Origin of the sequence: Pseudomonas sp. TMW22091 (assembly GCF_022496705.1) — a bacterium.
Classification (GTDB): Bacteria; Pseudomonadota; Gammaproteobacteria; order Pseudomonadales; family Pseudomonadaceae; genus Aquipseudomonas; species Aquipseudomonas saxonica.
In genome coordinates, this window is record NZ_SCFI01000011.1 from 146,197 (window position 1) to 157,345 (window position 11,149).

Below are 11,149 nucleotides of genomic sequence, written 5' to 3' on the forward strand. Positions count from 1 at the left end.
CCCATGACCCAGTCCTCACTTGCCCGCAGTTGGGTGACGTCTGCCAACGGACACAGTGATTTCACACTGCAAAATTTGCCGCTGGGCGTGTTCAGTCACAAGGGCTCTGCACCCCGTAGCGGTGTCGCCATTGGCGAGCATATCTTTGATCTGGAAGCTGCACTGGCTGCGGGTTTGTTTGAAGGTGAGGCCAAAGCAGCTGTTGAAGCTTCGCTGGGCGGCACGCTGAATGCTTTCTTTGCATTGGGCCGCAGCGCCCGAGTCGCATTGCGCCAGCGATTGCAGGAACTGCTCAGCGAAGGCAGCACCCTGCGCGGCAAGATTGAAGCACAAGGTGCGCGCTTGCTGCCTCTAGCCTGCGAGTGTGAAATGCACCTGCCGGCCAAAATTGGCGATTACACCGATTTTTATGTCGGTATCGAGCACGCCAAAAATGTCGGTAAATTGTTCCGTCCCGATAATCCGCTGCTGCCTAACTACAAGTACGTACCGATTGGCTACCACGGCCGTGCTTCGACCATTCGCCCGTCCGGTGTCGAGGTGCGGCGTCCAAAAGGTCAAACCTTGCCTGCCGGGCAGACAGAGCCGAGCTTTGGCCCGTGCGCCCGGCTGGATTACGAGCTGGAACTGGGCATCTGGGTGGGCCAGGGCAATGACATGGGCAGCGCGATCCCTGTGAGTGAGGCGGGCGAGCACATTGCCGGTTTCTGCCTGCTCAATGACTGGTCGGCGCGTGATATTCAAGCGTGGGAATACCAGCCGTTGGGGCCGTTCCTGTCCAAGAGTTTTATCACCAGCATTTCGCCGTGGGTGGTCACAGCCGAAGCGCTGGAGCCGTTCCGCCGTGCACAACCGGCTCGTCCTGAAGGCGACCCGCAACCGCTTGCCTACTTGCTGGATGCTCATGATCAGGCCAGTGGCGCGCTGGACATCGAACTGGAGGTGCTGTTGCTGACCGAGTCGATGCGTGAACGTAACCTGCCTGCCCATCGTCTGGGGTTGAGCAACAGCCTGAACATGTACTGGACCGCTGCGCAGTTGGTGGCGCATCACAGTGTCAACGGTTGCCAGTTGCAGGCGGGTGATCTGTTTGGCTCAGGCACATTGTCGGGGCCCCAGCGTTCGCAACTGGGCAGCCTGCTGGAAATCACCGAGGGTGGTAAGCACCCGATCGAGCTGCCCGGTGGCGAGATTCGCCGGTTTCTGGAAGATGGCGACGAAATCATCCTGCGCGCACGTTGCACCCGTGAAGGTTTCGCCTCCATCGGGTTTGGCGAGTGCCGTGGCAAGGTCGTGGCCGCGCGCTAAGGGAGAGAGTCATGCAGCTCTTTACTTACTACCGCTCCACGTCGTCTTACCGGGTACGCATCGCGCTGGCGCTTAAAGGTCTGGATTATCAATCGATACCGGTCAATCTGATTGCTTCGGGAGGGGGCGAGCATCACCAGCCTGAGTACCTGGCAATCAACCCACAAGGCCGCGTACCGACATTGCGCACCGATGAAGGCAGCCTTTTGAGCCAGTCGCCGGCGATCATTGAATACCTTGAAGAGCGTTACCCTCAGGTACCGTTGCTGTCCGCAGACTTGATCACCCGCGCTCATGAGCGGGCGGTGGCGGCATTGGTGGCGTGCGACATTCATCCGCTGCACAACGTCAGTGTGCTTAATCAACTGCGTCAGTCGGGGCAGGATGAAGAGCAGGTGATGCAGTGGATCAGCCTCTGGATCAGCCAAGGGCTGGCGGCCATTGAACACATGATTGGCGACAGCGGTTACTGTTTTGGTCCTGAGCCCGGATTGGCCGATGTGTACTTGATTCCACAGGTATACGCCGCGCAACGGTTCAAGGTTTCGTTGCACGCCTGCCCGCGCATTGCGCGGGTGGCGGCTCTGGCGCAGCACCATCCGGCCTTTTTCAAGGCCCATCCCTCGCAACAGCCCGATACACCGGTTTAAAACTGCGTAGCAGCTGCCGAAGGCTGCGTTCGGCTGCACAGCAGTCGTAACACCGGAGGGTGCGGTGCTTCAGTTAAACCCTAAGCTTGGCATTTATGGCCGCTTCGCGCCCAGACGCAGCCTTCGGCAGCTGCTACGGGGTTATGTCCGAAAATAGGAAAAGGGTGCGCAGATATTCCTGCGTACTTCGGCGAAGTTTTACCTGCCGCCTATACTGCCGATTACCTGAAATCGTTCGAGGGCTTGTGAATGTTTGCTCTCATGCAAAGCGCTCATGTTGAGTCGCTGCACCTTAGTGTTGATCCCGTGACGGGGCTCAAAGCCGTGATCGCTATTCATAGCACCCGCTTGGGGCCAGCGTTGGGAGGGTGCCGGTATTTGGCGTATCCCAATGATGAAAGCGCGGTCAGCGATGCCATTCGCCTGGCTCAGGACATGAGCTATAAAGCGGCGCTCGCCGGTCTGGCGGTGGGAGGAGCCAAGGCCGTGATCATGCGTGCGCCTCATGTCGAAAGCCGTGCCGCATTGTTTGAAGCGTTTGGGCGTTGCGTTGAGCAGCTTGATGGCCGCTACATCACAGCCATCGACAGCGGCACGTCCACCGTGGACATGGACTGCATCGCCCAGCATACCCGGCATGTTGCCAGCACCACGGCGGCGGGTGATCCCTCTACGCATACGGCCATGGGCGTATTTGCCGGTATTCGAAGCACAGCCTCTTCGCGCTTGGGCAGCGACAACCTTGAAGGTTTGCGTGTGGCCATTCAGGGGTTGGGCAAAGTTGGTTTTGCCCTTGCTGAGCAACTGCACATGGCAGGGGCGGAGCTGCTGGTGTGTGACATCGATCCCGCAAAAGTGCGTATGGCCATGGAGCAGTTTGGGGCACACCCCATCGCGTGCGAAGCCTTGCTCAGTACACCCTGCGATATTTTGGCACCCTGTGGTTTGGGTGGGGTGCTCAACTGGCACAGCGTTGCTCAATTGCGGTGTTCGGCAGTGGCCGGTTGTGCCAATAACCAGCTGACCAATTTGCAAGTAGCCGATCAACTGGAGCGGCGGGGAATTTTGTATGCCCCCGACTATGTGATTAATTCAGGCGGGTTGATTTATATGGCTCTGACCTATCAGGGCGCTGCCCCTGAGGCAATCAATCAACAGTTGCTGCGCATCAGCGAACGGCTGACGGGTATATACGCCCACGCTCAAGCTGAAAAACGTTCGCCGGCCAGGGTGTCAGACGAACTGGCGCAACGCCTGCTTTACGGCAAAGATATTCACTAGCGGCTCAGGAAAAGCTAAAGGATGTGCCCAACCTGAAAGAGCGTCTTTCAGGGTAGGGGCAGCGAGCGAATCCGTGGTGCGGTTATTCGCTATCGACCAGCAACTCGGACAGGGCGTCCGGCTGGCTTTTAAAGGCCTTGGCAAAAACATCGCGATTCTTCGCCATGTAAATACCGGCTTCTTCTACTTGCTGTTCGCTCAACGACGGCACAGCTTTTTGCAACACTTCGGCCAGCAGTTCGGCCAACTCCAGCATTTTGTCATGACGGTCAGCTTCGGCTTTATCCATGAACAAGCGCTCCAGATCTCGGCTGCTGCGGTATACCACTTCGACGGCCATTTACCACCTCGTATGCCTTCACGATAATTTATCCAGGATCTGTACGGAATGTATCTGCGCTCGGTTATGCGGCGTTGAAAACAGGCTCGTGCGCGAGTCCGATCGGAATGCTCATTTACACCCCGTAGACGCAGCTTCCTCGCCTGTTTTCGCCTGCCTAACCTTCGCTCGAAAACATTTCGTACAGACCCTAATGATTACTGTATTTATATACAGCTAAAAGGATAAGCCAATCCTTTGATTTTGAATAGTGCCTTTTTAATCTAGCTGCAATTGATGCGTGCAATGGCGACTGACGTGCCGAATCACCGCCGTCCATCATCTCATTGGCGATGGCTGGCCTTTTTTCTGCATGCAGAAAGTGTCATGTGCATCGCGGATGATCCGTTTGAGTCGATTCAAGGAGCTGCATCGTGAGAATAAACAAAGCTGAAAAGCTACGTCGCCAGGTACATGAGCTGGCGGAATCGATGGGCAATTTGTTCGTTGAAACCTTCCACTATATGGCGTTGTTCGCCATTGGTGCGGTGACCGCCTGGGCCGCGGTGATGGAATTTTTGCAGATGGTCGAGAAGGGCAATATTTCGATCGACGATATTTTGCTGCTCTTTATCTACCTTGAGCTGGGCGCCATGGTAGGGATTTATTTCAAGACCAATCACATGCCTGTGCGCTTCCTTATTTATGTGGCAATCACGGCCTTGACCCGCTTGTTGATTTCCAACGTGTCTCACCACAACCCGCCGGACATGGGCGTGGTGTATTTGACCGGGGCAATCCTGTTGCTGGCGATCGCCATTCTGGTGGTGCGCTATGCGTCTTCGCAATTCCCGTCGGTCAAGATCGAAAACCCGCGGCGTAAAACCGGTGCAGGTTCCAGTGAGCATCCGGAAGTGGAGAAGGGCGAGCTGTAGGGGCTCGCTTCTGGCAAGTAAAAAGGGCGGGCCTACCGAAGTAGGCCCGCCCTTTTTTGTGCGTCCTGAGCGATGAATCAACTGATTTTATCGAGTTCTTTTTCTTTCTCTAAAAACTCTTCTTCGAGCAAGTCATCAGCGGATTGTTTGGGTTCTTTCTCTTCGAACCCTTCAGCGTGAAGTTTTGGCGTGTGTTTGCCGCGCAGTTTGCCGAACAGGTGTTCCAGCTTGTGCTCCAGTTTAGTCGCGGCACCGTGCACCGCCTCGGTCAGCGTGTCAGCATCGTGGGAGACCAGTACAGGCTGATGCCCTTTAGGCCGGGCCTCCATTTTGCAGCGTTTGTCCTTAGGACCAGACTTGCCACCATTTTCATCGCTGAGATGAACTTCGACCCGAGTCAAAAATTCCAAATGGCGTTCGAGCGTTACTTCAACAGTCGCGGTGACCCAGTCTTGGGTGCGTTTGTCACTGTCGATGTGTTTATCGGAAAAGACGTGAGTAAGCATAGTTCTTCCCTTATATAAGCGTGCTCGTGTGAGGTCTGACGGCCTCGAGTAGTCAAAGGTTCATCGTCATCGCTCAATTACAGTGTTTGGGCCGATGGGCAAATATTTCAAGCACTATTTTCAGGAAGTCATGCGGGTTGTGACCCGCGTCAGTCTTTGATGCAGGCCAAGACCCGCGTGGCCGGGCCTTTGCCGATTCATATCAAAATGCAACAGAGGTCTGGACGTATAAGGTTCGTGGCTCACCCACGTATTTGCCTTTGTTGTTGTCGTCAAACGAGCGGGTGTAGTACTCGTGGTTGAGGATGTTTTTAACCCCGAAGGCCACATTCAGGTCAGCCAGTTTTGGGCCGAAATCGTAGGCGACGCGACTGTTGAAAATCATGTAGCCAGGGATCAGACCAGTGCTGCCGTCAGCACTTTCTGCGCGGGTGTTAGCATTATCGGCGAACTGATTGCTCTGGAAGTTGCTGTCCAGGTTGGCCTTCCATGGGCCCTGGGTGTAACCAACGCCCAAGGTGCCCTTGTTTTTCGAGGAGAACGGCACACGATTGCCCTTGTTGGGGCCATCTTCGCGGATAGTTGCGTCAACGTAGGCGTAGCTGGCGTACACATCAAAACCGGACAGTATCGGGCTGACGTCGTCGAGCGCGTAGTTGACGCTGGCCTCGATGCCTTGATGGCGGGTTTTGCCTCGCGCGATCACCGTGTCGGTGGTCTGGTTGCTGTCATATTGATTATTGAAGTTGATCAGAAATGCGCCGATTTCCGCTCTCAGGTTGCCATTGTCGTAGCGTGTGCCGATTTCCCAAGTGCGTGCTTTTTCCGGTTTTACTTCACCGCCGGTGACACGGTTGGGCATCTGGCTGTACTGCACGCTGCCGAATGAGCCTTCAGTGTTGGCGTAAATATTCCAGGAGTCCGTGACGTGGTACATCACGTTCAGGGCTGGCAGCGGGGTGTTGTAATCGCCCTTGTACTTCACGTTGGTCAGCAGGTTGGTTTGCTGTTGCTGGATCATTTCATAGCGAATGCCGGGCGTGAACGTCCATTTTCCAATGTCGATTTTGTCGTCGATAAAGAACGCGTGGGCTTCAGTGGCGCCACGGGTGTCACGGTCATTGCGGCTGTTGGTGGTTGGCAGTTCGTTGGCGGCTATCGGTGTGCGGTAGCGCAACTCGTGACCGGCTTCGTTGATGTAGCGATAGCCCATACCCACTTCATGTTGGCTATTGCCCAGGTCAAAGCCTTGGGCCAAGCGTGTTTCAATGCCGCGTACCCAGTACTCGCGCGGTGACAGCGACAGGAAGGTGCCCTGATCCAGATAACCGCTGCGCAGGGTCTTGGTGAAGAAACTGTTGACCGTGAATTCGCGGCGGTCCTGCTGGTAGCGATAGCCGAAGTTAACCAGTGTGCGACGGCCCCAGAATTTGTCGTTCGGGCGTGTGGACTGATACGGGTCTGCCTTGAAGGCCGCAGTGCTCAGACCGCCGGGCATGTCAGCTTCGCCATCGTAATACTGGGCCATCGCATTAAAGCTATTGGCTTCGTCGAGCTGGTAGTTGCCTTTGAGAATCAGGTCATCAATGCGCGTGTCGCTGTGTTCACGCCAGTCGCCGCCGCGCACGCCGGAATACAGCAACGCACCCCCGAGCCCATTGTCGGCCGTTCCCCCCGCCAGCAGGTTGGCGGTTTTTTTGAAGCCGTCTTGGGTCGACGAAGGACTGGTCTCCGTTTGGAAGCCGGCTTTGACAGTCGGTTCGTCGGGAATCGCGCGGGTCACAAAGTTGACGATGCCGCCGACGTTTTGCGGCCCATAACGTACCGCGCCGCCGCCGCGTACGACGTCTACCGCGTCCATATTGCCCATGCTGATGGGGGCGAAGGACAGTTGCGGTTGGCCGTAAGGAGCGAAGGGTACGGGAATGCCGTCCATCAGCACTGTCGAACGGGTGGCAAGGCGCGGGTTCAGCCCGCGAATGCCGAAGTTCATCGCCATGTCATGGCTGCCGGTGCCGTTGTTTTCCGGCGCGTTGACACCTGGGATACGGTTGAGCACTTCACGGGCGGATGTCGCGCCCTGACGCTCAAACTCCTCGCGGCGGATCACGTCACGCGCGCCGGCGTGCTCGAAAACATTGATTTGCTCGGCATCGCCCAACCAGTCGCCGACAACGGTCGAGGCGCCCAATTCAACGCTTTGCGGGGCGCTCTGCTCAGGCACGGGTTGCAGGCTGAATGCGCCTTGCCCTTCGGCGCGAGCTTGCAGGCCGGTGCCTTCAAGCAGCGTCTGCAAACCCAACTCAGGGCTGTAGTCGCCATTGAGGCCCTTGCTCTGAATACCGCTGGCAACTTCGGAGCTGAATGAGATCATCACGCCCGCTTCACGACCGAACTGGTTCAACGCGTTTTCCAGGGTAGACGGGGCAATGTGATAGTTCTTTGCGGATTCGGCAAATGCCATCGGCAGGGCGCTGAAGCTCAAGCTGGCGCCTAACAACAAGCGGGCCAAAGACGTGAGACGAAAAGGCTGGGCGGGCATGAAAACATCCTGAGAAGGTCAAAATTGAAGGGGCTTACCTTCTCTGTCACGCCAGATTTGAAAACAGCTCATGTTTTTTAAACAATAAGTTCCGTAACCCGTAGCAGCTGCCGAAGGCTGCGTCCGGTTGCGAAGCCGTCGTAAAACCAGAAGACCGCACGCTCAGGTTTACGATTGCTGCGCAACCGAACGCAGCCTACGGCAGCTGCTACGGGGATGTGCAGCGCATTCACTCAGGCTTTTGCTTCAACTGTTACCCAATACCGTGTGAAGCGTTTGACCCGCACGGGCAAGCTGACCGTTAGCAAGTCGAGTACCCGCTCGCTGTCATCTACCGGGTAGGTGCCGGAAATGAGCAGGTCAGCCACCTTGGGGTCGCAGTTCAACTGGCCACGGCGATAGCGTCCCAGCTCAGTCAGAAAATCCCCCAGACGCATGTGCGCGGCCACCAGCATGCCGTCAGCCCAGGCCCCACTGCCGGCGTCCAGCGGGCGCGGGGTACTCCATGCCTGACGGTTAAAACTGACTTGCTGATGGGCTGACACGAGCAGCGGGCTGCCCGAGTGGGCCGTTGGCGCAAGGGCAACCTGGCCCTCAAAGATCGACAGCTCTGTGCGCTCTGCAAACTGACGCACGTTGAGGCGTGCCACCTGTGGCTGCACGCTGCCGTGGGCGGTCAACACGTGGAAAGGGCGTACATCTTGGGCTGCGGTGAGTTGCATCTCGCCTTCGAGCAAGCGAATCACGCGTTGTTGCCCATCAAAACGCACATCCACGGAACTGGCAGTGTTGAGCTGAATCTGGCTGCCGTCGTGCAGGTGCAGCGTGCGACGCTGGCCGACCGGGCTGCTGTAGTCCGCCAGCAGGGGCGTGATGGGCAATTGATCGCGCAAGCTGTAGGTCAAAGCTGAACCAGCCCCCAACAACAGCAATAATTTCAGCGCCTGACGTCGGTTGCGGCTTTGCGGTGCATTCAGGGCCGCGTGGGCGAGGGGAGAGGATAAGCCGCGCAAGCGCTGGTTGATCCGCTGAATATGCTCCCACGCACGCTGGTGCTCACTGTGGGCCTGCAACCAGTGTTCCCAAGCGTGCTGGCGGTGTGGGTCAAGCGGACCCTCTTGCATTTCCACCAGCCAACTCACGGCCTGTTCGGCGACGCCCGAAGAAATATCGCCCGGGCTATTGAACGCGCCGTTCACAGGGCGAAGTAGCAGCGCAGGGCGGCTTTATTCAAATGGCGCTTTACAGTGGCAATCGAAATACCGAGTTGGGCGCCGATGGCGGCGTAACTCAAACCATCGACCTGAGCCAGTAAGAAAGCGCGCTTAACAGGGGTGGGCAGGCCGTCGAGCAATTGGTCCAGCTCCATCAGGGTTTGCACAATGATGGCCCGTTCTTCTTCAGAGGGCGCGAGCTGTTCGGGCATGTCGGCCAGTGCTTGCAGATAAGCGCGCTCCAGGTCCTGACGACGGTAATGGTTGGACAGTACGCGCTTGGCAACCACGGTCAAAAATGCCCTGGGCTCGGCAATGCTGGGTGTTTCGCGAGCGCTCAGCAGTCGCATGAAGGTGTCCTGAGCCAGATCGGCAGCACTGTGCGGGCAGCCGAGCTTGCGCCGTAGCCAACCGGTGAGCCAGTTGTGGTGGTCCATATACAGGACTTCGACGGTATTTGACGGCGACAACGACCACTCCATGGAGCGCGGATAACGCTTTAGAGAACAAGAATTGTTCGCATTGTAGGGTCGGGGGATTGTATTGGGCAATCACCGCTGATCAAACACGGGCACGCAGGCCGTCATCTGCTTTTGCATATGAGAATATTTATCATTAGTATCGCTTTCCCTTTCGACCTGTACTGCGACGTTCATGAATCCTCCCGAACTCAAGGATGGCCCCGACCGCGAAGCGCGCCACGGGCGAGCGTATTTTTTGCAGGTGTTTTTGTCTCAACGTTTGCAGATGGAAGCGCTGGTCAGTCGCCGTGTCGGCTGCCGGGCCACGGCGGCTGATCTGGTGCAGGATTTGTTTCTGCGTTTTTGGCGCAGGCCGCTGGTACAGGTTGAAGAACTCAGCACCTATTTACTGCGCAGTGCTGGCAACATCGCGATTGATCACCTGCGCAACGAAGGTGTGCGCGGGCGGCTGGATCAGCACTGGCAATGTGAACCGGATGCCCACGGCAGCGAACCTCAAGCCGCCCTGGAGGCGGGCAATGATTTGCGCCAGGTCGAGGCCGCCTTGCGCGGTTTGCCTGAGCGCACGCGACATATTTTTTTGCTTAACCGCATTCACGGTCGCACCTATGCCGACATCGCCAACGTCATGGGCGTGTCCCAAAGCGCCGTCGAAAAACATATGATGCGCGCCCTGGAGGCCTGCAAGGCCAGTTTGCGTGAGCCCAGTGCAGGGAAAGTGTTGTGACCAATCGTTCGAGTATCCCTGTCACACCGGAGCAGGAGCGCACGGCGCTGGCCTGGCTCAGTGTGCTGCATGATCAGCCCGGCAGCGGTGATCAAGCCACCTTCAGTCGCTGGCTTCAAGCCGACCCGGCCCATGCCCAAGCGTACGCGCAGGCGCAGGTGGTGTGGGAGTTGAGCGAAGTGGCAGGCACGACGCTGGCGGATGAAGAGGCATGGGTGTTGCAGCGTTACCTGTCTGCAATGGACGTGCCCCGGCGCAACAGGCGCAGGTCTTGGTCGGGTGGGTTGGCGATCGCGGCCAGCGTGTTGCTGATGGTGGGCGTGCTGGCGGGCTGGCAGCCCGGGCGTTGGGTCGATGATCTGGGCGCGGATTACGTCAGTGCGCCGGGGCACGTGCAAACTGTGCAACTGGCCGATCAATCGCAGGTCACGCTGGATGCCGACAGCGCCATTGCCGTTAACTTTAGCGGCGGTGAACGCCATGTAGAGCTGCGCCGCGGTGCGGCGTATTTTCATGTCACCCACACCGGTGCACCTTTTGTCGTAGAGGCTCACGGCGGTGAAGCGCGAGTGTTGGGCACCGAGTTTGAAGTGCGTTTGCAGCCTGAGGGCGCGCAAGTGACGGTGCTGTCCGGGCGGGTGGGGGTAAAGGCCGATAAAACCGCGACACAGCAGATAGTCACCGCCGATCAACAAGTTGCTTATGACGCGGGTGTTGTAAGCGATGCGGTGCACCGAGTCGACAGCCAGAGCCGTCTGGCCTGGCGCACGGGCTGGTTGACCTATGCCAATACGCCGCTGGCGGAGGTTGTGGCGGATCTCAAGCGCCATTACTCAGGGAATATCGTGCTGCTGAACAGTCAGTTAGGTACGCGGCGAATCAGCGGCAGTTTCCCCAGCCATGACCCTCAAGCGGTGCTCAATTCGTTGCAAGGCGTGCTCGGGTTTGAGCAGCATCGAGTGTTCGGGCTGATAGTGTTGCGTTGATGTGAACCCTCACCCCCTCCCAGAGGGAGAGGGGGCAGGTGTGCGATGTATTTGAATCTGCATGCGGTCAGCTCCCTCTCCCTCCGGGAGTGTATGGACCGGGGACATCGCGAACACTTTGTTCGGAGACATAGCGAACAGTTAGCGAAGCGATTTCCCTGATATTACAACCTTGGTCACTCTGTCAATTTGAGCAATA

11 protein-coding genes are annotated in these 11,149 nt (G+C 57.4%); 6 read left to right on the plus strand and 5 right to left on the minus strand.

Annotated features, from left to right (window positions below):
• Positions 1-3 precede the first annotated feature (3 nt).
• The 3 genes from fahA (at position 4) to EQV93_RS18895 (ending at position 3,239) form a co-directional block, all read left to right on the plus strand.
• Positions 4-1,308, plus strand: coding sequence for a fumarylacetoacetase (gene fahA, locus EQV93_RS18885; RefSeq protein ID WP_240892163.1), 1,305 nt, complete (start codon positions 4-6; stop codon positions 1,306-1,308).
• An 11-nt stretch (positions 1,309-1,319) separates the two neighbouring features.
• Positions 1,320-1,958: a maleylacetoacetate isomerase gene (gene maiA / locus EQV93_RS18890; RefSeq protein ID WP_240892164.1), complete on the plus strand. Its 639-nt coding sequence runs from the start codon at positions 1,320-1,322 to the stop codon at positions 1,956-1,958.
• A 249-nt stretch (positions 1,959-2,207) separates the two neighbouring features.
• On the plus strand, positions 2,208-3,239 hold the full coding sequence (locus EQV93_RS18895; protein WP_122786442.1) for a Leu/Phe/Val dehydrogenase: 1,032 nt from the start codon (positions 2,208-2,210) through the stop codon (positions 3,237-3,239).
• An 82-nt stretch (positions 3,240-3,321) separates the two neighbouring features.
• On the opposite strand, the gene EQV93_RS18900 is transcribed toward EQV93_RS18895, so the two are convergent.
• Positions 3,322-3,579: a YebG family protein gene (locus EQV93_RS18900; RefSeq protein WP_019410845.1), complete on the minus strand. Its 258-nt coding sequence runs from the start codon at positions 3,577-3,579 to the stop codon at positions 3,322-3,324.
• Positions 3,580-3,992: 413 nt separating this feature from the next.
• Between EQV93_RS18900 and EQV93_RS18905 the strand changes: the two genes are divergently transcribed.
• Complete coding sequence (locus EQV93_RS18905; protein ID WP_122786443.1) at positions 3,993-4,493, plus strand: phosphate-starvation-inducible PsiE family protein; 501 nt, start codon at positions 3,993-3,995, stop codon at positions 4,491-4,493.
• A gap of 77 nt (positions 4,494-4,570) precedes the next feature.
• On the opposite strand, the gene EQV93_RS18910 is transcribed toward EQV93_RS18905, so the two are convergent.
• From EQV93_RS18910 to EQV93_RS18925, 4 genes are all read right to left on the minus strand, one after another.
• Positions 4,571-4,999: an HPF/RaiA family ribosome-associated protein gene (locus tag EQV93_RS18910; RefSeq protein ID WP_122786444.1), complete on the minus strand. Its 429-nt coding sequence runs from the start codon at positions 4,997-4,999 to the stop codon at positions 4,571-4,573.
• A 202-nt stretch (positions 5,000-5,201) separates the two neighbouring features.
• The gene (gene fecA, locus EQV93_RS18915) at positions 5,202-7,541 is read right to left on the minus strand and encodes a TonB-dependent Fe(3+) dicitrate receptor FecA (protein WP_240892165.1); all 2,340 of its coding nucleotides are present in this window, start codon (positions 7,539-7,541) and stop codon (positions 5,202-5,204) included.
• A 233-nt stretch (positions 7,542-7,774) separates the two neighbouring features.
• Entirely contained in the window at positions 7,775-8,740 is a 966-nt protein-coding gene (locus EQV93_RS18920) for a FecR domain-containing protein (RefSeq protein ID WP_240892166.1), read from the minus strand.
• Positions 8,737-9,225 carry a sigma-70 family RNA polymerase sigma factor gene (locus tag EQV93_RS18925; protein ID WP_240892167.1) on the minus strand — a complete coding sequence of 163 codons (489 nt, stop codon included), beginning with the start codon at positions 9,223-9,225 and terminating at the stop codon, positions 8,737-8,739. The genes EQV93_RS18920 and EQV93_RS18925 overlap by 4 nt, the downstream gene beginning before the upstream one ends.
• A 184-nt stretch (positions 9,226-9,409) precedes the next feature.
• Here EQV93_RS18925 and EQV93_RS18930 point away from each other — a divergent pair, with 184 nt between their 5' ends.
• Entirely contained in the window at positions 9,410-9,964 is a 555-nt protein-coding gene (locus EQV93_RS18930; RefSeq protein ID WP_122786448.1) for an RNA polymerase sigma factor, read from the plus strand.
• Positions 9,961-10,950 carry a FecR family protein gene (locus EQV93_RS18935; RefSeq protein ID WP_240892168.1) on the plus strand — a complete coding sequence of 330 codons (990 nt, stop codon included), beginning with the start codon at positions 9,961-9,963 and terminating at the stop codon, positions 10,948-10,950. Before EQV93_RS18930 ends, EQV93_RS18935 begins: the two co-directional genes overlap by 4 nt.
• Positions 10,951-11,149 lie beyond the last annotated feature (199 nt).

What these genes read in the sequence shown, in the direction of transcription:
- fahA (WP_240892163.1), top strand. Translation starts at nt 4, where the DNA reads ATGACCCAGTCCTCACTTGCCCGCAGTTGGGTGACGTCTGCCAACGGA.
- maiA (WP_240892164.1), top strand. Translation starts at nt 1,320, where the DNA reads ATGCAGCTCTTTACTTACTACCGCTCCACGTCGTCTTACCGGGTACGC.
- EQV93_RS18895 (WP_122786442.1), top strand. Translation starts at nt 2,208, where the DNA reads ATGTTTGCTCTCATGCAAAGCGCTCATGTTGAGTCGCTGCACCTTAGT.
- EQV93_RS18900 (WP_019410845.1), bottom strand. Translation starts at nt 3,579, where the DNA reads ATGGCCGTCGAAGTGGTATACCGCAGCAGCCGAGATCTGGAGCGCTTG.
- EQV93_RS18910 (WP_122786444.1), bottom strand. Translation starts at nt 4,999, where the DNA reads ATGCTTACTCACGTCTTTTCCGATAAACACATCGACAGTGACAAACGC.
- fecA (WP_240892165.1), bottom strand. Translation starts at nt 7,541, where the DNA reads ATGCCCGCCCAGCCTTTTCGTCTCACGTCTTTGGCCCGCTTGTTGTTA.
- EQV93_RS18930 (WP_122786448.1), top strand. Translation starts at nt 9,410, where the DNA reads ATGAATCCTCCCGAACTCAAGGATGGCCCCGACCGCGAAGCGCGCCAC.